A 22450-nucleotide genomic window follows, 5' to 3' on the forward strand; every position below is an offset into this window, starting at 1 on the left:
TTCTCAAAAATCGGGGGCTCATCGGCGACTCCTCCAGAGGCAACACAAGGACATCTTGGCGTGGTTGGGACATCAGGCGCTACTCTTTCCGTAGCGAGGCAGCCACCGACTTGACGCGCTCGCGCAGCCAGGCCCCCGCCGCCGAAGTGTGGCTGCGTTCGTGCCAGAGCTGGTAATACATGAGGCGTGGGAAGTCGACCGGGCAAGGCAGGATGCGCAACGGGTAGCGGTCCACATAGCGCTCGCAGAACTGGCGCCCGGTGCTGAGGACCAGCAAGCTGCTGGCCACCATGCTGGGGATCAGGCTGAAATGCGAGCAACGCGCCGTGATGTTGCGCTGCAGGCCCAAGGCGTCCAGGTGCTCGTCAATCACGCCACGCGCCCCGGGGTGGGTGGGCGTGGGCGCGATGTGCTCGGACGCCAGCCAGGCGGCCTGGTCCCAGCCCCGGCGCACGGCCGGGTGGTCCTGGCTGACCAGGCAGACCACCTCGTCGCCAAACAGGCGGCCCATGTGCAGGTCATCGGGCGGCTTGGGCCAGTTGCCGATCACCACATCGACCTGGCCTTGCGAAAGGTGGGCGTGGTAGTGGGTGTCGGCCGACAAGGCGTGGATCTCGATCTGGCAAAACGGCGCCAGGGTTTTGATCTGGGCCACCAGTTGGGGCAGGAAGAGCGGGTCCAGGTAGTCACTGGCGGCAACGCGGAAGGTGTTGCGCGCCGTGCGCGGGTCAAAGCCGCGCACATCGGTGAACAGCACCTCAGCGGCACGCAAAATGCTGGCCGCAGGCTCGACCATGCGCAGGCCGGCGTCGGTGGGGGTCATGCCCGAGCCCGAACGCACCAGCAGCGGGTCGTCAGCCAGATCACGCAGGCGCTTCAGCGCCGCCGAAACGGCGGGCTGATGCATGCCCAAGCGGATGGCGGCGCGCGAAACGCTGCGTTCGGTTAACACGGTGTGCAAGACCCTTATCAAGTGGAGGTCTATCTTGTCGAAAAGGGCTTGGTCTCTCATAGCAGGGCTTGCATTCTTGTCATACGTCAACGCTTATGCTGGCGGCTTGCGTTCGCCCTACCCTCACGCGCAGGGACTTCACTTCACGGGCTCACCCGACACCCCATGCACACCAGACCGATCCGTTTTTTGCGCCGTGGCCAGCTTGTCTCGCTGGGCAATGTAACACCCACCCAAACGCTGTTGGAGCTGCTGCGCGATGAGCTTCATTGCACAGGCACCAAGGAAGGCTGTGGTGAGGGTGACTGTGGGGCTTGCACCGTGGTGCTGGGCGAACTCGATGCCAGCGCCGGCCAGGATGCAATCAAATACCGTGCCATCAACAGCTGCATCCGGCTGGCCCAGTCCGTGGACGGTCTGGCCTTGTGGACCGCCGAGGACCTGGCCCAGGACCCGCTGATCCAGCCCACCGAGCCCAACACCCCCGCCCCCGAGCTGCACCCGGTGCAAGAAGCCCTGGTCCAGTGCCACGGCTCGCAATGCGGCTTTTGCACCCCCGGCTTTGTGATGAGCCTGTTTGGCCTGTACCAGAACCAGGTCTGCCAAGGCCAGGGCGTGACGCACCAAGAGGCGGTGGAAGCCCTGTCAGGCAACCTGTGCCGCTGCACGGGCTACCGCCCTATTTTTGACGCCGCCCAAGCCATGGCCACGCTGCCGGTGCAGCGGGTCAATGAGGCGGAACTGGCTCAGCGCCTGCGCCAGATCCAAACAGATGACCCCGCCACGTCCAATGCCGCCTCCAGCTACCTGGCGCCCACCACGCTGCCGGCCCTGCTGCAAGCCCGCGCCCAGCACCCGCAAGCCCAGTTGGTGGCCGGCTGCACCGACGTGGGCCTGTGGATCACCAAGCAGCACCGCCAGTTCGAGCAGGTGCTGGACCTGACCCGCACCGCCGAGCTGCGCCAGGTCGAGCACTACCCGCACCACATCGCCATCGGCGCGGCCGTCACCCTGAGCGACGCCTTTGACGCGCTGGTGGCGGACCGGCCTCAGCTGCACACCTTCGCCAGCCGCTTTGCCGGTTTGCCGGTGCGCAACTCCGGCACCCTGGGCGGCAATGTGGCCAATGGCTCACCGATTGGCGACAGCATGCCGCTGCTGATCGCGCTCGGCGCCCATGTGGTGCTGATGCGCTGGCAGGCCGGGCCTGGTCAGAAACCCGGCCAGATCGTGCACCGCGAGTTCCCACTCGAGCAGCTCTACACCGGCTACCGCCAGAACGTGATGCGCCCTGACGAGGTGCTGGCCTGGATCAAGGTGCCACGGCCGCAGCCCGACGAACTGCTGCGCGCCTACAAGATCTCCAAGCGCCAGGACGATGACATCTCCGCCGTCTGCCTGGCGGTGCGCCTGCAGCTGCACGATGGCCAGGTGCAAAGCGCTTCCATCGGGGTGGGCGGTGTGGCGGCCACCCCGGTGCGTGCCAGCGCCAGCGAGGCGGCACTGCGGGGTCAGCCCTGGCAACTCAGCAGCGTGCAGCAAGCCAGTGAGGTCTTGCGTGCCGAGTTCAACCCGATCTCGGACATGCGCGCCAGCAGCGCTTACCGCCGCGAGGTGCTGGGCAACCTGCTGCAGCGCCTGTGGCTGGACAGCCAGGGCCTGATCCCCATCGACCTGCAGCGCCTGGACCCCGCCACGCTGGACGCCCATTTCCAAGCCCCCAAGGTGGCCGCATGACCCACAGCCCCGACACCTCCGCCCTCCAACCCACCGCCTCCGCCGCCGACAGCAGTGCCTGCGGCCGCTCGCAGCAACATGAAAGTGCCGCCGCCCAAGTGGCCGGCGCGGCCACCTACATCGACGACATCGCCGAGGTGCGTGGCACCTTGCACGCCGCGCCCATCCTGTCGCCCGTGGCGCACGGCCGACTGCGCGGGGTCGACTGCAGCGCCGCGCTCGCCGTGCCCGGTGTGCGCGACGTGGTGCTGGCCGCCGACGTGCCCGGCGACAAGCTGCTGGCCGCCTTCGGCCATGACGAACCCGTGTTTGCCTTTGACACCGTGCAGCACATTGGCCAGGTGATAGGCCTGGTGGTGGCCGACAGCGTGCAAGCCGCGCGCCGCGCCGCGCGCCTGGTGCGCGCCAACATCGAAGCCCTGCCCGCCGTGCTGAGCCCGCGGGCGGCCCACGCCGCCCAAAGCTATGTGTTGCCGCCGGTGACCGTGCGCCGGGGCGGCCCCGACGCCGCGCTGAACCAGGCCCTGCACACCCTGAGCGGCAGCCTGGAAGTGGGCGGCCAGGAGCACTTCTACCTGGAAGGCCAGATCGCCTACGCCCTGCCCCTGGAGCAGGGCCAGTGGTGGATCTACGCCAGCACCCAGCACCCCGGCGAGGTGCAGCACTGGGTGGCCCATGCCCTGGGTGTGGCCAACCACGACGTGCGGGTGGAATGCCGACGCATGGGCGGCGGCTTTGGCGGCAAAGAAACCCAGGCCGGCCACCTGGCCGTGTGGGCCGCACTGGCCGCGCGCAAGCTGCAATGCCCCGTCAAGCTGCGCCTGGACCGCGACGATGACTTCATGGTCACGGGCAAACGCCACCCCTTTGCCTACGACTACACCGTGGGTTTTGACGACAGCGGCCGCCTGCAAGGCCTGCAGCTGACCATGTTGGCCAACTGCGGCTTCAGCGCCGACCTCAGCGGCCCAGTGGCCGACCGCGCCATCTTCCACGCCGACAACGCCTACTTTTTGGAAGACGTGGAAATCGTCTCCTACCGCTGCAAAACCAACACCCAGAGCCACACCGCCTTCCGCGGCTTTGGCGGCCCCCAGGGCGTGATCGTGATCGAGAGCATCCTGGGCGACATCGCGCGCCACCTCGGCCTGGACCCGCTCGATGTGCGCCTGCGCAACCTCTACGGCACCACTGAGCGCAACGTCACCCACTACCAGATGACGGTGGAAGACAACATCCTCGAACCCCTGCTCAGCACCCTGGAGCGCAGCAGCGACTACCGGCGCCGCCAGCAGGCCATTGCCGCCTGGAACGCCAGCCAACCCGTGCTGCAGCGCGGCCTGGCCATCACCCCGGTGAAGTTCGGCATCTCCTTCACCGCCACCCTGTTCAACCAGGCCGGGGCGCTGGTGCACGTCTACACCGATGGCAGCGTGCTGGTGAACCATGGTGGCACCGAAATGGGGCAAGGCCTGCACACCAAAGTGGCGCAGATCGTGGCCGACGAGTTGGGCGTGGGCTTCGAGCAGGTGCGCGTCAGCGCCAGCGACACCGCCCGCGTGCCCAACGCCAGCGCCACCGCCGCGTCCAGCGGCACCGACCTCAACGGGCGGGCCGCCCAGTTCGCGGCCCGCCATGTGCGCGACAACCTGGCCAGCTTTGTCTGCGGCCTGGACGGCTGCGGTGCCGGCGCCATCCGCTTCGAAGCCGGCCAGGTGATCTCGCCCAGCGCCACCCGGGCCTTCAAGGACGTGGTGCAAATGGCCTACGCCAACCGCATCCAGCTGTGGAGCGACGGCTTCTACCGCACGCCCAAAATCCATTACGACAAGACCACCCTGACCGGGCGGCCCTTCTATTACTTCAGCTACGGCGCGGCCTGCACCGAGGTCGCCATTGACACCCTGACGGGCGAAAGCCGCGTGCTGAAGGTGGACATCCTGCACGACGTGGGCCGCAGCATCAACCCGGCCATCGACATCGGCCAGATCGAGGGCGGCTTTGTGCAAGGCATGGGCTGGCTGACCACCGAGGAACTGGTCTGGAACGACCAGGGCTACCTCAGCACGCACGCACCCAGCACGTACAAAATCCCGGCCACCGGCGACATCCCGGCGCACTTCAAGGTGGACCTGTGGCCCGAGCCCAACCGCGAGGACAATGTGTTTGGCAGCAAGGCCGTGGGCGAGCCCCCTTTCATGCTGGCCATCAGCGTGTTCGAAGCCTTGAAGGACGCCGTGGCCCAGGCCCGTGCCCGCGCCGGCCGACCCGGCGCCGTGTGCCTGGAGGCCCCCGCCACGGCCGAGCACGTGCTGCAGGCCTTGCAACAGCCCTGAGGCCAATCCCCGGCGGGTCGCTGGCCGGTCGCTGGCCAGCCCCTGGGGCAGGACGGCCCCGGGCGACTGGCTCAGGCCGTCAGGGCGTGCTGTGCGACCTGGTTGCGCCCTGAGCGCTTGGCCTGGTAGCACGCCATGTCCGCCGCATGCAGCACTTCGCGCACCTCACGCGAGGAGTGGTCCAAGGTGACCAGGCCGATGCTGCAACCAATGGGGTAGGCCCGGCCCTCGAATACCAAGGGCAAGGCCGCGATCGATCGGCACAGGCTTTCGGCGATGCGCTCGGCTCGCTGCACCGAACACGCGGGCAGCAAGAGCGCAAACTCGTCGCCGCCCAATCGCCCCACGGTGTCGGACTGGCGCACCTGGGCTTCCATCAGGCGGGCGACCTGCTGCAAGGCCACGTCGCCTGCAGCGTGGCCCGCGCCATCGTTGATGGATTTGAAATGGTCCAGGTCCACAAACAGCAGACAGCCTCGCGAACCCTCTTCACCCCAGGAGGCGGCGGGCAGCTCGGTCTGTAACTGGCGCGCCAGACGGGCCTCCAACTCGCGGCGGTTGACCAGGCCGGTCAGGCTGTCGTGGGTGGCGCTCCAGGACAGCTCACGCCGGGCCTCGCGCTCGGCGGTGATGTCGTCAAAAATCCAGATGGTGCCGCCCTCCGGATCGTCCGGCACCACCCCCCGACCCAGCATGTGGACCCAGAAGTCGCTGCCGTCCTGGCGCCGGAACATCAGTTCGCCGTCAAAGTAGCCGCGCTCCTGGAATTGCTGGCGCACCTGCTGGCCCAGTTCGGCATACGCCGCTTCCGAGGGGTAGAGCACGCGCGCCGGTTGGCCATGCAGCTCGCCGGGGGCGTAGCCCAGCATGGCGCTGGCCTGGTGGCCCATCAGCTCCAAGGTGCGGTGGCGCGTCACCACGATGCCAATGGAGGCGTGCTCCAAAATCGCCTCCAGTTGGCCCACCATCACGCGCAGGCGGTGGTGTTCGCGGTCCTGCGCCAGGGCGATCTGGCGCAGCGTGGTGATCAGCTCACCCACCTCGCCGCTGGCCTGAGGCCAGTCGCTGGCGGCTGGCGCCGAGCGGTCCAACACCTGGCGCGCGCGACGGCGCAGCAGCGCCAGAGGTCGCGTCAAATGGCGCAGGGACCACAGCACCAGCAGGGCCCCCAACACGGCGGCCAGCGCGGCCAGCCCCAGGGCCTGACGCCGCATCTCGCGGTAAGGTGCCAGCACCGTGTCCAAGCGGCTGATGCGGGCCATGCGCCACTGCAAACTGGGAATGTCCGCCTCGCTGATGAGGTGCTGCTCGGTCTGGCGCGACACGCCCTGCGAGCCCACACCTCCGCCCTCACCCAGCGACTGCGCCAGGGCGGGCCCCCACAGCGCCTCGTCATGCACCATGCCCAGCAGCCGTGCCGCCTGCGGGTGGTGCAGGATGCGGCCTTCGGCGTTGTAGATCAGCAGGGGGTCACCCTGGAAGGTCGACTGCGATACCAAGGGCGGCATGAGCTGGCTTGAATACAGCGACAGCCCCGCCACCAGCACGCCTTGCAACAGGCCGCCCGGCCCACGCACCGCGGTGGACAGGAGCACCAGAGGCTTCTCCGTGGGCCAGCGCCCCACCGGCGCAAGCACATGGTCCTGCCCGTCGGCCAGGGACTGAGCGCGCAATTGGGCGACGGCCGACTCCAGGTCGGCCGGCAGCAGGCTGGCCTGGGCGTGGCGCCACAGGGGCACGCCATCGCCCCGGGTCACATCGACGAAATCAAACACCCGCAGGGCACTGCGCTGCGTCGGCCAGACTTCGGCCGGCGTCACAGGGCGGTTGAGTTGGGCGGGTGTGAGGGCATGGGCCAGCACGCTGAGCCAGCTGCGGGTCTGTTCAGCCCGGGCTTCCACCAAACTGGCCAGCAAGGCCACATCGGCAGCCTGCGACTGCGACAACTGGGCCAAGGCCAACTGCTCGCAGCGCTGGCTTTGGTAGAGCACGCCCAAAGCACTGGCCAACAGCGCTGGCACCAGCGCCGCCAAGCCCACCCGAAAGGGCAAGGCGTGAAAGAAACGCAGGACCGTGCCCGCGAGCCCGAAACGGCTCATGAGCCCGACCCGGGGCTGGGAAGCGCACCCCGGACCTGAACACACAGGAACTGAAAAAGAGCTGAAAACACCACCGGCCCTGGCTAATTGTTGTGACTTGCCAAGGACTATACGGAGGGATGTGCAAAACGACCACCTCGCCTAGGGACAACCCCAGGGCGGCAGAGGCTGGCCGATCAGCCCCCTGCGAGGCTTTGCAGACCGCCCGGGTCCAGCAAGGTGAGGTTGCGCCCCGAGCCCGAAATCAAACTGCGCTCGCGCAGGTGGCGCAGCACGCGCGACAGGGTCTCCGGGGCAATGCCCAACTCGGCGGCAATCAGGCGCTTGCGCTGGCTCAGCAGCACATTCATCACGCCCTGGCTGGCCTGGTCAGCGTGGTTGAGCAGCCAGCGAGCGCAGCGCGCCTCGGCATCCATGGCCAAACGGCTGACGGCCAACTCGGTTTGCTGGCGCTGCGAGCGCGACACATCCTGCAGCAGCTTGCGCGCCGGGCTGGCCAGGCCAGCCAGGGTGCGCTGAAAAGCGGGCAGCGGCATGCGACGCACCACCACGGTGGTTTCCGCCAGGGCGTCCACCACCTCGGGCAGGTCCAGCACGGCCGAGGCAGCCTCCAGCCAAAAAGGCCCTTCGACCGCCCCCAACTGGTGGCTGAGGACGGCGCCATCGCGCAGCCCCAGCACCACCCGCCCCGAATCGACAAACGTCACCCAGGGCGACACCGCCTGCCGCGTGAGCAGCACCTGGCCCGCAGGGATGACCTCGTGTTCGAGGGAGAGACCGAAATACTCAGATGGCAACATGGAGGGGACTTTGCCGCAGCCCTCCCTGGCAGACATTGAGGCAGGTCAAAGGCCATGCGTGGCATGCATCACCGCCCGTCCGCCATCGACAGGCCCCAAGGGCCTCAATCAGCGCACTGCGCCAGGGCCTGGACCCGGTCCAGGCGCCGGGTCGACACCAAGATCGCCCCCTCGGCATTGCGTTGCAGGGCCTGGCGCAGGCGCTGGGCCACCGGTTGCGCGGCGGAGGCCGGGTCGGCCAGGTAGCCGTAGGTGAACTGCAAGGGGCGCGGCACCGCCTTCAGCACATCGGCCTGGTGCCGGCTCAGGCTGTCGCGCACCTGCACCACCGGCGTCAGGGCGGGGTGCTGCTGCAGCATGGCCGCCACAGCCGGGGCTTCGCCAGCCACCCCCCAATCGCGGATGCGCCCCGCCTGCTGCAGCGACTGCAACCAGGCCAGCCACTCGTCGCCGGCGATCAGGTCGGCCACCGGTTCGTGCAAGAGCAGCACATCGACCTCGCTGCGGCGCAGGCGGCGCAGGCTGTCTTCAAAGCTCTGGCGCGCCCGTGCCAGTTGCCAATCGACCACCGCCCGGTTCAAGCCCTTGAAGGCCTTGCCCAGCACCTTGCGTGCATACAGTTCAGGCACGCTGGCGCGGGCACCGGGCGGGCCGTACAAGCCGACCTTGGTGGTCACGGTGATGCGCCTTGCCAGCTCGGCCGGCAAGGCGCCCAGGCTGGCCTCGGCCAGACCAAAGCCGTACAGCGGCGAGGTGTCGACATGGCTGAACCCGGCCTCGATGGCGGCCTGCAACAAGGCCAGCCGATCGCTTTCGCGGGCCAGGTGGTGCAAGCTGGCGGTGCCAAAAACCAAACGGCTGACTTGCAAACGGGTACCGGGAAGCTGGACGAGTCGCATCGGGTGGGCCTTCGAAGGGGCAAGTGAGGGGGCGGCGCTGGGGTGGTCGGCCCAGAGATCAGCCCAGAAATGGGCCTGTCGGCAGCCCAAGGCCACCGCTGTCAGGGTCGGGTTGGCCTCGCCTGAGGTGCTGAACACGCTGCTGGAGGCGATGCCCAGGTTGGCCAGTCCATGCACGCGGCCGTCGGCATCGACCACGCCTTGGGCCGGGTCGGCGCTCATGCGGGTGGTGCCAATCTGGTGAAAGCCGTCCGAGGCCTGTTCGAACACATGGGCGTAACGCTCTTCGGGCGGGCGCTCGTATTCAAGGTGGCCCAGACCGGCAGCGCGCAGATCCTGGTCCAGCAACTCGTGCGCTTTGAGCACCGATTCAATGTCCTGGGGCAGGTATTTGAAGTCGACCCGCAGGTCGCCCTCGGCGTTCTTCAGCGTGAGGCGGCTGTCCGGGTTCGGGGCTTGCTCGGCGTGGTAATCCAGCGCGTACACCCCACCGGGGCTGCGCAGCACAAAGCCAGGCTTGCGCACCGGTGACAGGTAACGGTGGCGCAGGATGTCGACCACGTCCAGGCCGGCACGCCAGGGCCGGCGCAGGATGTTCAGGCTGTGCGCCCCCCAGCGGTAAGGCGGGCGGCCGATGTGCTTGAGCCGCATGGCCTCAGCCACCAGACGGCGCCCGATCGGGGCGATGGCCAGCCCCAGGAACACAGCGGACAGCGTGGGGTTGCCATGGCGGTGGTCGTAGAACGGCGGGTTGTCGATGTAGAACGAGGTGTTGAGCAAGCCATTCGCGCGCTGCGTGGCCGGCGTGGGCAGCCAGCGCCGGCGCAAATAGGTGCCGTCGGCGTCCTGGCTGAAATCCAGCCACTGCACGTCGGCGGGCTGCTTCAACACCACGCGGGCAATGCAGCCCATGATGTGACCCATGTAGTAGCGGCCCAGCGGCCCGTCGGGCCCGCCAAACAAGGCTTTCTGGGCGGCGTAGCGGGCCTGGGTCTGCAGCAGCAACTGGGTCGTGCCCAGGGCCCCGCCGGCCAGCACGTAGGCACGGGCGTTCAGCGGGACGCTTTGACCATCGCGGCGCACTTGCAGGCTTTGCACCGCGTCCAGCGCAGGGTTCAAATGCAGGGCCTCGACCCGGGTTTGCAGCAGCAGGTGCACCCGCTCGGCGGCCAGGGCTTGTTGGCCCAGGCTGCCCAGCAGGCGCGGCTGGTGGGACCAGCGTTCCAGCTGGGTCAGGTCAAAAGCACGCAGGCGCGACACCGCGCTGGCCGCCGCCTCGGGCGGCAAGGGGCGGCGGAATTCGGCGCTACCACAGCCCACATAGCGTGCAGCCCGGGGGTACCAGGGCGCGATGTCGGCCTCGGACAGGGGCCATCCAGCTTGCGGGACCTGGGGCCGGGCCTCGAAATCCACCGCCTCGTAAGGGACGCAGCGCCCGCCCCACAGCCAGGTGGTGCCAGCCAGGCCGACATGGGTGGCCAGCTCCAGCGGGGCGTGGTGGGCGGGGTGCACACGCTCGGAGCCGGTCCAGTCGGGTGGCGACTCGGCGGGGTTGGCGTGCCCGGCATCGACCACCAGCACCAAGAGGCCGCGCGAAGCCGCTTCCAGCGCCAGCGCCAGGCCCACCGGGCCGGCGCCCATCACGCACAAGTCATAGGGGGCCGGGCCCTCAGGGACGGCGGTCAACAAGGTCATGCGGTGAACTCAGGCAATGCAGGCAAGGGGCCGGGCCTCAATGGCGCGGGTCGGGCTGGCGCAGCACAAAGCGCTTGAGCCGCTGCATTTGCCAGGCGCGCAGGTAGCGCCGGAACTCCGGGTTCTCATAGCGGGGCAAGCCCTTCAGGGCCGACCAGAAGTAGCTGAAGATCATTAGCAGGCCGCCGATGACCACCGGCTTCTCGCGCATGCGGTTCAGTCCGGCAGCCACCGCATACAGCGGGTGGTAGCCCATGTACCAGTTGCCCCGGCCCCAGCGCAGGCGGCCTTCGTAGATGTGCTTGTCCGACGAACCCATGATGCGGTGGTGCCACAGCCAGGCCTGGGGGTCGAACACGGCCAGGGTTTCCCAGCCCTTCATCCAGGCCATGTGCACGTCAATGCCGTCCCAGGACAGGTGCTGGACAAAACCGCCAATGTCTTCAAACGCCTCGCGCTTGTAGAGCTTGAACTGCCCCGCCACCTGCTCGGCGATGTGGCTTTCTTCGATGTAGCGGCCATGTTCGTGCCGGTACACCTTGCCCGAAACCGCCGCCAGGCGCGGGTTGTCGATCAGGCGTTGCACCATGCGCTGCAGGTACAGGGGGCCAAAAGACATGTCGCCGTCGAGCTTGACGATGTAGGCGTAATCGGTGTTCTGGATGTGCTCCATCCCGAAGTTGAAGGCCGCCACCACCCCGCCCCCCAGCTTGCGAAAGCCCCGGTTCTGGCGCGGCACCAGGCGGATGAAGGGGTACTTGGCGGCGTACTCGCGCACGATGTCGGGTGTCTCATCGGACGAGCCGTCGTCGACCAAGATCCACTCCACCGGGCGCCAGGTCTGGGCCACCATGGAGTCCATGGTCAGACGCAGGTACTGGGCCTCATCGCGCACCGGCGAGATCACCACCACCGGCACGGTGATCGGGTTCTGCGCGGGCGGGGCAGCGACCGGCTCCAGCAAAGTGGCGGGATCGGGTTGGGCGTGAGGCATGGCGTGGTGAGCAGGCAATCAGGTCGATCCACCCATCCCGCGCGGGCCCGTGCCGACCGGCGCAGGCTCCGGAGGACAGCGCAGAGCGTCAATATCTTACCTTTTGAAACAATAAAGCTCCGCATCCCGAGCCCAGAAACGGAACCCTGTCACGCTGCGGCCCGCTGGCGCCGGGTGCCCCTGCGCCGCCAGCGCACAGGCACAATGCCAGCCCATGTCCGACCTGAGCGCCCCCACCACGCCGCCGACGGCCCCCCCGGCCGCGCCCGAAGCCGGCCCCGCCCTGCAGCAAGCCCGCCAGGGGATTGCCGAGACCCAGCAGTGCCTGCAGGCGGCCGGCCTGAGCCTGCGTGCGCCGCCGCCCGAACCCCAGACCTGCTGCGGTCGGGGCTGCAATGGCTGCGTCTGGGAGGGCTACTACGGCGCGCTGGCTTTTTGGCACGAAGACGCCGAGGCCTTGTTGAAAGACGCCAACCCCCTGCCCTGAACGCACAATGGCGTGACCCGCCCCAGCCTTTGGCGAAAGACTTGATTCATGAGCGACCTGATCGAACAAAAGCCCCCCCGCACCGTGACCTACCAAGTGCGGGTGGAATTTGGTGACTGCGACCCTGCCGGCATCGTCTGGTTTCCCAACTTCTTCCGTTGGATCGACGCCGCCTCGCGCCATTTCTTCGAGGCCTGCGGCGTCCCGCGCTGGGAAGAGACCACACGCACCCTGGGCGTGATCGGCACCCCCCTGGTGGACACCCAGGCGCGCTTCATCAAGACGGCCAGCTACGGCGACCACCTGCAAATCCACACCGCGGTGACCGAGTGGCGCGGCAAGAGCTTTGTGCAGAGCTACCGCGTGTGCCGCGGCGAGGACCTGATCCTCGAATGCCAGGAGGTGCGCATTTTTGCCAGCGCACGCGAAGACGGCAGCCCCGGCATCCGTGCGGTGCTGATTCCGCCCTCGATCCGCGCGCTCTGCGACTGAGCCGCGGGCTGCGGGCCACGGCCCTGGGAACCGCCCCTGCACCGGCACCGGCGATCTGAGCGAGCGGCTTTCTTCGGGTAATTACTTAAAGTAATAGTTACTTTAAATAACTACCATCATGACCCACACCAAGTCATGAAGGAGACCCCCATGCGCCCTCTGTCCCGCCGGTCCATGCCCGCCCACCCGCTGTGGCTGGCCCTCTCGGCCTGTGCCGCGCTGTCCGCCTGTGGTGGCGGGAGCAGCGGTGAGGTGTCGCTGCCGCAGCTGTCGGCCGCCATCCCCGCCAACTTCACGGGCGATTGCGCCAGCCTGTCCACCACGCTGGCCAGCCTGCCCAACACCAGCATCACCTCGGCCACCACCGTGGCGGCGGGCCTGGTGGCCAACATCCAGACGGCCGAGCACTGCCGCGTGGTGGGCCGCATGAACCAGCGCGTCAGCCCGGTGGACGGCAACACGTATTACATCGGCTTTGAAATCCGCCTGCCCAAGGCCTGGAACGGCCGCTTCTATTACCAAGCCAATGGTGGCACCGACGGCGCCATTGGCACGGCTGCGGGTGCCCTCGGTGGCGGGCCGCTGAGCAGCGCCTTGAGCAAGGGTTTTGCCGTGTTGAGCTCGGACGCGGGCCACCAATCGCAGACCACGCCGTTCTTCGGCATCGACCCGCAAGCGCGCATCGACTACGGCTATGGCGCCGTCGGCACTTTGACGCCCATGGCCAAGAACCTGATCAAGCTGACCTATGGCAAGGCGCCCGACCGCTCTTACCTGGGCGGCTGCTCCAACGGGGGCCGCCACGCCCTGGTGGCGGCGTCGCGTTACGCCGACCAGTACGACGGCATCCTGGCCGGCGCGCCGGGCTACAACCTGCCCAAGGCGGCCGTGGCCCAGCTGTGGGGCGTGCAGCAGTACGCCAAGGTGGCCACGGGCCGCGTCACCTCGGTGAGCACCGCTGCCGGTGTCGCCACCGCAGTGGACCTGCCTGATGTGTCGACCGCCTTCACACCGACCGAACTCAACCTGATCGGCGACAAAATCCTGGCCAAGTGCGACGCCCTGGATGGCGCCAGTGACGGCTGGGTGGGCGATGTGGCGGCCTGCCAAGCCACCTTCAGCGTGGCCAATGACATCCCGACCTGCAGCGGCAACCGCACCGGCGCCTGCCTGACCCCTGCGCAGAAAACCGTGCTGACCGATGTGCACACCGGTGCGCGCAACAGCAGCGGCGCCGCGCTCTACGCCAGCTTCCCCTACGACGTGGGCATCAAGGGCAGCAGCAGCGCGGGCTGGGCGGCCTGGAAGTTCAGCAACTCGACGGGCGTGGGCCGCGACCCGGGGGCCACGGCCTTCATCTTCACCTCGCCGCCGCAGACCAACACCAGCACCTTCACGGGCCTGCCGTATGCGCTGAACTTCAACGTCGACACCGACGCGCCCAAGATCTTTGCCACCAGCGGCGTGTACACCGAGTCGGCCATGTCCTTCATGACGCCGCCCAACCCCACGGACCTGAGCCGCTTGCGCGACCGGGGCGCCAAGATCATCCTCTACCACGGCACCAGTGACCCGGTGTTCTCCTTCAACGACACGGTGACCTGGTTCCAGGGTGTGAGCAATGCCAACCTCGGGGGCTCGGTGGACCGCTTTGCCCGCCTCTACGCCGTGCCGTCGATGAACCACTGCAGCGGTGGCCCCACAGCCGACCAGTTCGATTTGCTGGACCCGCTGGTGAACTGGGTGGAAAAAGCCAGCCAGCCCCAGGCCGTGACCGTGGCCGCGCGTGGCGCCGGCACCAGCAGCCTGCCCGCGCTGATCAACAGCGAAGTGCCCGCCACCTGGTCCCCCGGCCGCACCCGTCCGCTGTGCCCCTACCCCACCGTGGCACGCTACAAGGGCACGGGCAATGTCGAGCTGGCCTCCAGCTTCAGCTGCCAGCCTTGAGGTGCGCACGCTGATTGAATGAACAAGGGGCCCCATCGGGCCCCTTGTTGTTGGTGGCGCCGCCTCCCGGCAACCCCGCTCAGAGCTGGCGGCGTTGTGCCACCCTGCCCAACAGGACAAACAAAGCGCTGCGTTCGGCCGCACTGAGGCCACTGAGCAAATCCTGCTCCATGGTGGCCGTGGTGGCACGGACCTCGCGGGCCAGGGCTTGCCCCGCCGGGCTCAGGGTCACGTACTGAACGCGGCGATCGGTGTCGCTGCGCTCGCGCTGCAGCACGCCACGCAGCTCCAGCCGGTCCAGCAACAAGGTGAGGTTGGAGCTGGGGATGTTGAGCGCCAAGGCCAGTCGCTTGGGCGTGACCTGCTCGTTGCCCGAGAGCAGCATCAGGATGGTGAACTCCAGCTTGTTGAGCGCGTACACCTGCTCAATGTGGGCCTTGAACACTTGGTTGGTCGGGATGGTGGCTTGCGCCAGCAAGTAGCCGAGCAAACCAGCCACCGGGGCAGGGTCCAAATCGCCAGGGCGCAGGGAATCGGGGACGGGTGGACTTGTCATGGCGGCGGCAGTTTACCCGAGCGCTGCCCCGCGCCAGCCCTCCCTGGGGCCCCCGGCCGCTCACAAAATCAGCAGGGCGCGGAAATCATTCACATTGGTGTTGGTCGGCCCGGTCACGACCAAATCCCCCACCGCTTCAAAAAAGCCATAGGCGTCGTTGCGGTCGAGGAAGGCGTCAATGCGCAAGCCCTGCGCTTGCGCGCGCGCCAGGGTGTCGGGGCGGACACGGGCGCCGGCGTTGTCTTCCACCCCGTCAATGCCATCGGTGTCGGCCGCCAGGGCCCAAACGCCCGCTTGACCTTGCAGGGCCCGGGCCAGGCCCAGGCAGAACTCCCCGGCGCGGCCACCGCGCCCACGCGGGGTCCCCGGTGCCTGGGGGCGGATGGTGACGGTGGTTTCACCGCCCGACAGGATCAGGCAGGGCCGCGCAAACGGCGTGCCGTGCAAGGCCACCGAACGCGCCAGCGCCGCGTGCACCTTGCCCACCTCGCGCGACTCCCCCTCCATGTCGTCGGCCAGCACATGCACCGGCAGGCCAGCGGCGCGCGCCACCTCGGCCGCGGCCTCCAGCGATTGGCGCGGGGTGGCGATCAGCTGCACCGTTTGGCCCGCAAACACGGGGTCACCGGGCTTGGGGGTTTCCAGCGCGCCAGCCTCCAGCGCCGCCTGCACGGCCGCAGGCAGGTCGATGCGGTAGCGCGCCAGGATGGCCAGGGCGTCGGCGCAGGTGGTGGCGTCAGGCACGGTGGGCCCGCTGGCAATGACCGAGGGGTCGTCGCCCGGCACGTCGCTGATGGTCAAGGTCAGCACCTGGGCGGGTGCGCAGGCCGCCGCCAGACGCCCGCCCTTGATGCGCGACAGGTGCTTGCGCACGCAGTTCATCTCGCCAATGTGGGCCCCGCTTTCCAGCAAGGCACGGTTGATGCGCTGCTTTTCTGCCAAAGACAGGCCCTCGGCCGGCAAGGTCAGGAGCGCGGAGCCGCCGCCTGAGATCAGGCACAGCACCAAATCGTCGGCGGTGAGGCCCTCGGTCAACTGCAGGATGCGCTGGGCCGCGGCCTCGCCGGCCGCGTCGGGCACGGGGTGGGCGGCTTCAACGATGTCGATGCGCTGCGGCAAGCCCGCCGGTCGCGGCGGGATGTGGTGGTAACGCGTGACCACCAGGCCCGACAGCGGGGCGTCCGCCGGCCACAAGGCCTCCAGTGCCTGCGCCATCGAGGCGCCCGCCTTGCCGGCGCCCAGCACCAGGGTGCGCCCCTTGGGCGGGGGCGGCAGGTGCAGGCCAAGGCCATGCAGCGGCTGGGCGCGCTGCACCGCCACGGCGTAAAGGTGTTCGAGGAAGGCCGCCGGTGCAGTGACCGGATCAGGCGTGGCGTTGGGCAGGTTCTGGGGCGCGAGGGTCATGCCCCGATTGTGCCCAGGCTACGGCTGCCCAGCCTTCACTTGCGGTGAAGGCTGGCTTGCTCAAAGCGTCATGGCCTTGTCACAGCGCCCTGACACGATCTCGTTCCCTGACCTAGCGGGAGCGCCCCTTGAACCGAAACGAACCGGAATCCCTGGCGGTGGCACGGGCCTCGCGCCTGGACCCCGGGGTCACCCTGGCCCCTGGCCCCCTGGCCCAGCTGATGGAGCGCCAGGCCCTGCACTGTGTGTTCCAACCCATTGCCGACCTGCGCAGCGGCAGCATCTTTGGACATGAAGCCCTGATCCGGGGCCCGGTCGACAGCCCCTGGCACCGCCCGGACGTGCTGCTGGCCCTGGCAGCCCAGGAAGACCTGCTGTTCGAGTTCGAGCTGTTTTGCGTGCACACCGCCCTGGCCCAATGGGGCGCTCTGGGCGAGCCGGGCCGCCTGTTCGTCAACATCAGTGCCGACGCCTTGGTGCAGGCGGTGAACCTGCACGACAGCAAAGCCATAGTGGACACCGCCTGGCGCTGCGGTGTGTCGCCACGCATGTTGGTACTGGAGTTGACCGAGCACGAGCGCGTCAGCGACATGTCCCAGCTGCACCTGGCCGTGCAGCACCTGCACGCGGCTGGCGTGTCGCTGGCGCTGGATGACTTTGGTGACGGCCGCTCCAGCCTGCGCCTGTGGTCCGAACTCAAACCGGCGTACGTGAAGATCGACAAGTACTTCACCCGCGAACTCAGCGAGCGCACCGAGAGCCTGCAGGTCGTCCATGCGCTCAAGGGCATTGCCGAGGTGTTTGGCTCGGTGCTGATCGCCGAGGGCATCGAAACCCGCGACGACCTGCGCGTGCTGCGCGACCTGGGCATGGCCTATGGCCAGGGTTACCTGCTGGGACGCCCCGCCGCCACCGTGCTGGCCCACATCGAAGCCGAAGCCCAGTCGGTGATGAACGACCGCCGCGTGGCCGTGCTGCCGCAACTGCAGACCACGGCGCGCCCCGGTGTGCTGCGCCACCTGCCAGTGATCCAGGCGCCTGCCGCCCCCCTGGCCTGCACCAACAACGAGCTGGCCGAACTGTTCAAGCTGCGCCCCGAACTGCACGCCATCGCCGTGGTGGACGGCGAGCGCCCCGTGGCGCTGATCAACCGCCAGCAGTTCATGAACCACTACGCCACCTTGTACTTCCGGGAAGTGCACGGCCGCAAGCCCTGCCTGGCCTATGCCAACCACTCCCCGCGCGTGGTCGAGCTGGACTACGACGTGGACGAGCTGGTGGGCATCCTCACCTCGCAGGACCAGCGCTACCTGAGCGACGGCTTCATCGTCACCGACAACGGCCGCTACGTGGGCCTGGGCACGGGCGACCAATTGGTGCGCTCAGTCACCGAAGCGCGCATCGAAGCCGCGCGCCACGCCAACCCGCTGACCTTTTTGCCGGGCAACATCCCGATCAGCATGCACATCGACCGACTGCTGGACAGCGGCACCGAGTTCGTGGCTTGCTACGCCGACCTGAACCACTTCAAGCCCTTCAACGACCAGTACGGCTACTGGCGCGGCGACGAGATGATCCGCCTGGTGGCGCGCCTGTGCGTGGGCCACTGCGACGCGCGGCGCGACTTTGTTGGCCACGTGGGCGGCGATGACTTCATGATCCTGTTTCAGAGCAACAACTGGCAACAGCGCTGCGAAGACATCATCGAAGAGTTTGCCCAGGAGGCCTTGAACCTGTTCGACGACAGCGCCCGGCAGGCCGGCGGCATTGAAGCCGAGGACCGCCACGGCGTGAAGCGCTTCTTTCCCTGCACCACCCTGTCGATTGGCGCGGTGCGCGTGCTGCGCGGCCAGTACCACTCCGCTGAGCAAGTGGCCAACGAAGCGGCCTTGGCCAAGCACGACGCCAAACAAAGCCAAAGCGGCCTGTTTGTGCGTGAACTGACCCGGGCGCAACAGGCGCGCCAGCCCGGGCATTGAGGCTGACGCTACTGCCATGCTCGCGCAGCCGGCTTGTGTCAGCTGCGTCTTTTGGTGCGGAAGTGGGTCAGGGTCGATTCGCCTCGACGTAAACCGAAATGTCTTCGTACTCACGCAGGTTCAGAGGACCTGGATTCTGGATGGTCGTCTGGCCAGCTGCCAACACGACGGGATTGGAAAAGCCTGCTGCGCTGAGCAGCTTGCAAAGCGATGAACCGTCGTACATCCATTGGTGGTGGCGCGTGCCCACCAGCAGCATGCGAATCCGCTGGGCCAGCGTGCGGGGCCGGGGCACGCAAGTGAAGACGGCGTCAATGAGTTGATCCGCGTCCATGTTCTGCTGGTAGGTGCGAATGTTCTTTTCCAGGTCGGGCAAAGCAAGGCGCAACACTCCGCCCGAAGCCAGTACACGCTGCGCCTCAGCCAGGAACAACCGGGCTTCCTGTCGATCCAGATGCTCCAGCATGTGGGAGCTGTAGAGTACATCAGCACCGCCACTCTCCACGGGAATGTGCCGAGTGACATCGGCCCAGGCAAGTTGGTTCTTTTGGCAGAACTCGATGTAATCCATTTGAGCTCGGCTGACCAATTTGAAGCGGTACAGCAGCGTTACCAGCCAGGGGAACTTGGACAGTTTGATGCTGAAAGAGTTGTCGACATTCACATATCCAACTGTTGGCGTCATCCCGCATCCAACATTGATTCTTTTCATTCCTGTTTCCTTGTCTGGGCCGAAGGGCAACCCAGGATTTTACGTGAGGCCCATGTCTTCACTGCCAACGGAAACCTGGACCTGCCGCGCCGCAAACATGCCGCCTAAATCTCCTGGAGATTACAAACCTTGGCGGGCCTGCAGACGCAAGCGCTCGTACTCGGACGCCTCCAGCGGACGGGCATCCGGCAGGCCCAGGTCCTTGGTGGGAATGCGGAAGGTCTCCCGCGAGCTCCAAGCCGCCAGGGCCGCCAGCACCGTGATGGCCAGGGTGATGGCACCCACCGTCAGGGGGATGTTGGCTGAGCCGGGTGGGGCCACGGCCGCGAACAAAGCAGGCAGCAAAGCCGTCACCAAGGTGCCCAGGTTCTGCGAGATCGCCATGGCCGAGACGCGGGTGCGGGCCGGGAACATTTCAGGGTAGAAGCTCGGGAACACGGCGTTGTAGCCTTGGTAGACCAGGCCCCACATCAGCAGCGACATCAACATGGCCAGCGGCACGTTCTTGATGCTGATCGCATACAGGTAGCCAAAGGACAGCAGACCCGCCCCCACGGCACCGACCATGATGGGCAGGCGTCGGCCAATGCGATCCGACCAATTACCCACCATCGGAATCACCACCACGGCCAGGCAGTTGCCCAGCACCGGGATCCACAGGTACACGTCCTTGTCAAAACCAATGCCATAGCCGGCCTGCACGGCATAGGCCGCGCCAAACACGGTGGTCACGACAGGGATCACGTTCATCAGCGCCATGCAGATCACGCGCAGCATGTTGGGCCAGCTCTGGGTGACGGCTTGCACGATGGGCGCGCGCGGCACCTGGGCGGCATGGCCTTCTTCGGCAAAGATGGGGGTCTCGTCCACCTCGCGGCGGATCTTCCAACCCACGATGATGACGATGAAGCTCAGCAAAAAGGGAATGCGCCAGCCCCAGGTGTTGAAGTCGGCTGCGGGCAGAAAGTGCGCCAGGGGCAAGAACACCGCGGCAGCCAGGATCTGGCCGGCCTGCACCCCTTGCAGGGCAAAGCTGGCAAAGAAGCCTCGGCGGCCCACGGGGGCGTGCTCCAGGATCATCGAACTGGCGCCCGAGATCTCACCGGCCACCGCAAAGCCTTGCACCAGGCGCAGCAGCACCAACAGGGTGGGCGCCAGCAGGCCGACTTGGTCGTAGGTCGGCAGCAGGCCCACCGCCACGGTCGACAAGCCCATCAGGAACATGCACAGCACCAGCACCTGCTTGCGCCCGTGGGTGTCGCCCCAGTGGCCCAGGAAAAAGGCGCCAATCGGGCGCGCCACATAGCCCACGCCATAGGTGGCCAGCGAGGCCACGATGGCCACTTGCGGGTTGCTCGACGGGAAGAAGAGCTGCGGAAAAATCAGCGATGCCGCGGTCGCGTAGATGAAGAAATCGTAGTACTCCAGAACGGAGCCGATCCAGCCACTGGCGGTGGCTTTCTTGGTTTGCTGGGCGTCGTGGGACGCCGCTGGGGAGCTCGACATGGGTGAGGGCTTTCTTGCAGGAGGCAGGACAACTGGGCCAAGCGCGGTCAGGGCCTTGGGGCAACGAGCAGCAACTCGGTGCAGTTTCAGGACAGAGAACTCGCTCCAGGCACCCTGCTCCCTTGAGAGGACACAGCGCGCCTGAAGAACGTGGGAGCGGACTGTAGGCCCGGCTACTGGTTTTCCCCAAGCCCAGAAATGTTAAAACGTTCGATCACCGCACGTTTTTGTCCGATGATCATTCACTCCAAGGGTTTCACCTAGGGTCTGGCTGGCCTCAAAAGGCAGCGCTACCAAACCCGTCGCCCGGATTTGAGTTGGGACAAGCTGCTGGTTTTCCTGCCCCGTGTTGCCGCCCAAACCCGGCACAATGCCGCTGGTCTCAGGCTCTGTCCCCTTGTCATGCACCGCACCCTCTTCACCACCCCCGGGGTCAACCGCCTGCTGCGCGCGTTCTCTGTGGCCTTTTTGCGCCTCAAAGGCTGGCAGGTCGAAGGCTCGCTGCCCCCCGAGCACGCCCGCTGCGTGCTGATAGCCGCCCCCCACACCAGCAACTGGGACCTGCCCTACACCTTGATGGTGGCTTTTGTGCTGCGCCTGAACATCCACTGGATGGGCAAGCGCCAACTGTTTCGCTTTCCTTTTGGCGGCGTCATGCGCTGGCTGGGTGGCCTGCCGGTGAACCGGGAGCAGTCCAGCAACCTGGTCGCAGCCTCGGCCGAAGCCATTCGCTCCAGCCCAGGCCCTTGGCAGCTGGTGGTGCCGCCCGAAGGCACGCGCAGCAAGACCCGGCACTGGAAAACCGGTTTTTACTGGATTGCCGTGACCGCCGAAGTACCCATCGTGCTGGCCTACATGGACTTCGCCCAAAAGCGCAGCGGCCTGGGCCCCGTGTTCCAGCCCACGGGCGACATCGACAGTGACATGCGCGAAATCAAGGCCTTCTATGCCCCCTTCCGGGGCCGCAACGCAGCGGAATTCGACGCCAGCTGAGACCCCCGGGGCGCCCCACTGGCGAGCCCCGGAATCTCCATCCAAGCTTGGGGCAAAACACTTAGCGCTACGATTCGCTATTCAATTAAGGAATAGCGCATGAAGCCTCTTTCGGTGTTCCGTCCCCTTGCCCTGGCCCTGATGGGCCTGAGCCTGAGCAGCGCCTTGTGGGCCCAGGAGCTGACCGTGTCGGCCGCGGCCAGCCTGACCAACGCCTTCCAGGACGTGGCTCGGGCCTTTGAGAAGACCCGGCCCGGCGTGAAGGTGAACCTCAATTTCGCGGCCTCCGGCCCGTTGTTGCAGCAAATTCGCCAAGGCGCCCCAGTAGACGTCTTTGCCTCGGCCGATGAAGAAACCATGGACCGTGCTGTCGCGGCGCAGCTGATGGCGCCCGGCCGGGTTGACTTCGCCAGCAACAGCCTGGTCCTGGTGGTGCCGGCCAGCCAAACCAAACCACCGGCGACCCTGGCGGACCTCAGCGCCCCGGCTTACGCCAAGATCGCAGTCGGCCAACCCGCCAGCGTGCCCGTCGGCCGCTACACCCTGGAGGCCCTGCGCAGCGCGCAGCTGGAGGCCACCTTGCAGCCGCGCTTCATCTACGGCGACAGCGTGCGCCAGGTGCTGACCTATGTGGGGCGCGGGGAGGTGGATGCGGGCTTTGTCTACCGCAGCGATGCCCTGCTGGACCCGAGCAAGGTGCGCATCGCCCTCACCGTGCCGACCCGCACGCCCGTGCACTACCCGATCGCCGCGGTCCAAGCCAGCCGACAGCCCGCGCTGGCCCAGGACTTCGTGGCCTACGTGCGCTCAGCGCCGGCCCAGGCGATCTTGCAGGGCCACGGCTTCGCCAAGCCCTGAGCCC

The 22450-nt window shown here is 67.2% G+C and carries 17 protein-coding genes; 8 read left to right on the forward strand and 9 right to left on the reverse strand.

Annotated elements, in window-relative coordinates; translation table 11 throughout:
• Window positions 1-79: 79 nt before the first annotated feature.
• On the reverse strand, window positions 80-1012 hold the full coding sequence (locus PSQ39_RS13715) for a LysR family transcriptional regulator (protein ID WP_273927373.1): 933 nt from the start codon (window positions 1010-1012) through the stop codon (window positions 80-82).
• Between the two features lie 105 nt (window positions 1013-1117).
• Between PSQ39_RS13715 and xdhA the strand changes: the two genes are divergently transcribed.
• Window positions 1118-2689 carry a xanthine dehydrogenase small subunit gene (gene xdhA / locus PSQ39_RS13720; RefSeq protein WP_273927374.1) on the forward strand — a complete coding sequence of 524 codons (1572 nt, stop codon included), beginning with the start codon at window positions 1118-1120 and terminating at the stop codon, window positions 2687-2689.
• Entirely contained in the window at window positions 2686-5025 is a 2340-nt protein-coding gene (gene xdhB, locus PSQ39_RS13725) for a xanthine dehydrogenase molybdopterin binding subunit (protein ID WP_273927375.1), read from the forward strand. Before xdhA ends, xdhB begins: the two co-directional genes overlap by 4 nt.
• Before the next feature lie 71 nt (window positions 5026-5096).
• Here the strand turns inward: xdhB and PSQ39_RS13730 are convergent, their stop codons facing one another.
• From PSQ39_RS13730 to PSQ39_RS13745, 4 genes are all read right to left on the reverse strand, one after another.
• Window positions 5097-7124, reverse strand: coding sequence for a sensor domain-containing diguanylate cyclase (locus PSQ39_RS13730; protein WP_273927376.1), 2028 nt, complete (start codon window positions 7122-7124; stop codon window positions 5097-5099).
• A 176-nt stretch (window positions 7125-7300) separates the two neighbouring features.
• A complete protein-coding gene (locus PSQ39_RS13735; protein WP_273927377.1) occupies window positions 7301-7924 on the reverse strand; it encodes a Crp/Fnr family transcriptional regulator in 624 nt (207 codons plus the stop codon).
• A 104-nt stretch (window positions 7925-8028) separates the two neighbouring features.
• On the reverse strand, window positions 8029-10518 hold the full coding sequence (locus PSQ39_RS13740) for an aldo/keto reductase (RefSeq protein WP_273927378.1): 2490 nt from the start codon (window positions 10516-10518) through the stop codon (window positions 8029-8031).
• A 37-nt stretch (window positions 10519-10555) separates the two neighbouring features.
• Complete coding sequence (locus PSQ39_RS13745; RefSeq protein WP_273927379.1) at window positions 10556-11512, reverse strand: glycosyltransferase; 957 nt, start codon at window positions 11510-11512, stop codon at window positions 10556-10558.
• A 214-nt stretch (window positions 11513-11726) separates the two neighbouring features.
• On the opposite strand from PSQ39_RS13745, the gene PSQ39_RS13750 reads away from it, so the two are divergent.
• From PSQ39_RS13750 to PSQ39_RS13760, 3 genes are all read left to right on the forward strand, one after another.
• The gene (locus tag PSQ39_RS13750; protein WP_273927380.1) at window positions 11727-11999 is read left to right on the forward strand and encodes an oxidoreductase-like domain-containing protein; all 273 of its coding nucleotides are present in this window, start codon (window positions 11727-11729) and stop codon (window positions 11997-11999) included.
• Window positions 12000-12047: 48 nt separating this feature from the next.
• Entirely contained in the window at window positions 12048-12491 is a 444-nt protein-coding gene (locus PSQ39_RS13755; protein WP_273927381.1) for an acyl-CoA thioesterase, read from the forward strand.
• 150 nt (window positions 12492-12641) lie between these two features.
• Window positions 12642-14438, forward strand: a complete 1797-nt coding sequence (locus PSQ39_RS13760; protein ID WP_273927382.1) for a tannase/feruloyl esterase family alpha/beta hydrolase — start codon at window positions 12642-12644, stop codon at window positions 14436-14438.
• Window positions 14439-14517: 79 nt separating this feature from the next.
• On the opposite strand, the gene PSQ39_RS13765 is transcribed toward PSQ39_RS13760, so the two are convergent.
• Together PSQ39_RS13765 and PSQ39_RS13770 are read right to left on the reverse strand one after the other, a co-directional pair.
• Window positions 14518-14994 carry a MarR family winged helix-turn-helix transcriptional regulator gene (locus PSQ39_RS13765; RefSeq protein ID WP_273927383.1) on the reverse strand — a complete coding sequence of 159 codons (477 nt, stop codon included), beginning with the start codon at window positions 14992-14994 and terminating at the stop codon, window positions 14518-14520.
• A gap of 60 nt (window positions 14995-15054) precedes the next feature.
• Window positions 15055-16398, reverse strand: coding sequence for a glycerate kinase type-2 family protein (locus PSQ39_RS13770; protein WP_273927384.1), 1344 nt, complete (start codon window positions 16396-16398; stop codon window positions 15055-15057).
• Between the two features lie 221 nt (window positions 16399-16619).
• Here PSQ39_RS13770 and PSQ39_RS13775 point away from each other — a divergent pair, with 221 nt between their 5' ends.
• Window positions 16620-18377, forward strand: coding sequence for an EAL domain-containing protein (locus PSQ39_RS13775; RefSeq protein WP_273927489.1), 1758 nt, complete (start codon window positions 16620-16622; stop codon window positions 18375-18377).
• Between the two features lie 67 nt (window positions 18378-18444).
• Here the strand turns inward: PSQ39_RS13775 and PSQ39_RS13780 are convergent, their stop codons facing one another.
• Both PSQ39_RS13780 and PSQ39_RS13785 read right to left on the reverse strand, forming a co-directional pair.
• On the reverse strand, window positions 18445-19089 hold the full coding sequence (locus tag PSQ39_RS13780) for a class I SAM-dependent methyltransferase (protein ID WP_273927385.1): 645 nt from the start codon (window positions 19087-19089) through the stop codon (window positions 18445-18447).
• Window positions 19090-19209: 120 nt separating this feature from the next.
• Window positions 19210-20595: an MFS transporter gene (locus PSQ39_RS13785; RefSeq protein WP_273927386.1), complete on the reverse strand. Its 1386-nt coding sequence runs from the start codon at window positions 20593-20595 to the stop codon at window positions 19210-19212.
• Between the two features lie 402 nt (window positions 20596-20997).
• On the opposite strand from PSQ39_RS13785, the gene PSQ39_RS13790 reads away from it, so the two are divergent.
• Together PSQ39_RS13790 and modA are read left to right on the forward strand one after the other, a co-directional pair.
• Window positions 20998-21588: a lysophospholipid acyltransferase family protein gene (locus tag PSQ39_RS13790; RefSeq protein ID WP_273927387.1), complete on the forward strand. Its 591-nt coding sequence runs from the start codon at window positions 20998-21000 to the stop codon at window positions 21586-21588.
• Between the two features lie 99 nt (window positions 21589-21687).
• Entirely contained in the window at window positions 21688-22446 is a 759-nt protein-coding gene (modA, locus tag PSQ39_RS13795) for a molybdate ABC transporter substrate-binding protein (RefSeq protein ID WP_273927388.1), read from the forward strand.
• The last annotated feature ends 4 nt before the right edge of the window (window positions 22447-22450 follow it).

Origin of the sequence: Curvibacter microcysteis (genome assembly GCF_028649455.1) — a bacterium.
GTDB classification, from domain to species: Bacteria; Pseudomonadota; Gammaproteobacteria; order Burkholderiales; family Burkholderiaceae_C; genus Curvibacter; species Curvibacter microcysteis.

Bases quoted from the DNA above. Each gene is read 5' to 3' on its own strand.
- PSQ39_RS13715 (WP_273927373.1), bottom strand. From the start codon at position 1,012: ATGAGAGACCAAGCCCTTTTCGACAAGATAGACCTCCACTTGATAAGG.
- xdhA (WP_273927374.1), top strand. From the start codon at position 1,118: ATGCACACCAGACCGATCCGTTTTTTGCGCCGTGGCCAGCTTGTCTCG.
- xdhB (WP_273927375.1), top strand. From the start codon at position 2,686: ATGACCCACAGCCCCGACACCTCCGCCCTCCAACCCACCGCCTCCGCC.
- PSQ39_RS13730 (WP_273927376.1), bottom strand. From the start codon at position 7,124: ATGAGCCGTTTCGGGCTCGCGGGCACGGTCCTGCGTTTCTTTCACGCC.
- PSQ39_RS13735 (WP_273927377.1), bottom strand. From the start codon at position 7,924: ATGTTGCCATCTGAGTATTTCGGTCTCTCCCTCGAACACGAGGTCATC.
- PSQ39_RS13740 (WP_273927378.1), bottom strand. From the start codon at position 10,518: ATGACCTTGTTGACCGCCGTCCCTGAGGGCCCGGCCCCCTATGACTTG.
- PSQ39_RS13745 (WP_273927379.1), bottom strand. From the start codon at position 11,512: ATGCCTCACGCCCAACCCGATCCCGCCACTTTGCTGGAGCCGGTCGCT.
- PSQ39_RS13750 (WP_273927380.1), top strand. From the start codon at position 11,727: ATGTCCGACCTGAGCGCCCCCACCACGCCGCCGACGGCCCCCCCGGCC.
- PSQ39_RS13755 (WP_273927381.1), top strand. From the start codon at position 12,048: ATGAGCGACCTGATCGAACAAAAGCCCCCCCGCACCGTGACCTACCAA.
- PSQ39_RS13760 (WP_273927382.1), top strand. From the start codon at position 12,642: ATGCGCCCTCTGTCCCGCCGGTCCATGCCCGCCCACCCGCTGTGGCTG.
- PSQ39_RS13765 (WP_273927383.1), bottom strand. From the start codon at position 14,994: ATGACAAGTCCACCCGTCCCCGATTCCCTGCGCCCTGGCGATTTGGAC.
- PSQ39_RS13770 (WP_273927384.1), bottom strand. From the start codon at position 16,398: ATGACCCTCGCGCCCCAGAACCTGCCCAACGCCACGCCTGATCCGGTC.
- PSQ39_RS13775 (WP_273927489.1), top strand. From the start codon at position 16,620: ATGGAGCGCCAGGCCCTGCACTGTGTGTTCCAACCCATTGCCGACCTG.
- PSQ39_RS13780 (WP_273927385.1), bottom strand. From the start codon at position 19,089: ATGAAAAGAATCAATGTTGGATGCGGGATGACGCCAACAGTTGGATAT.
- PSQ39_RS13785 (WP_273927386.1), bottom strand. From the start codon at position 20,595: ATGTCGAGCTCCCCAGCGGCGTCCCACGACGCCCAGCAAACCAAGAAA.
- PSQ39_RS13790 (WP_273927387.1), top strand. From the start codon at position 20,998: ATGCACCGCACCCTCTTCACCACCCCCGGGGTCAACCGCCTGCTGCGC.
- modA (WP_273927388.1), top strand. From the start codon at position 21,688: ATGAAGCCTCTTTCGGTGTTCCGTCCCCTTGCCCTGGCCCTGATGGGC.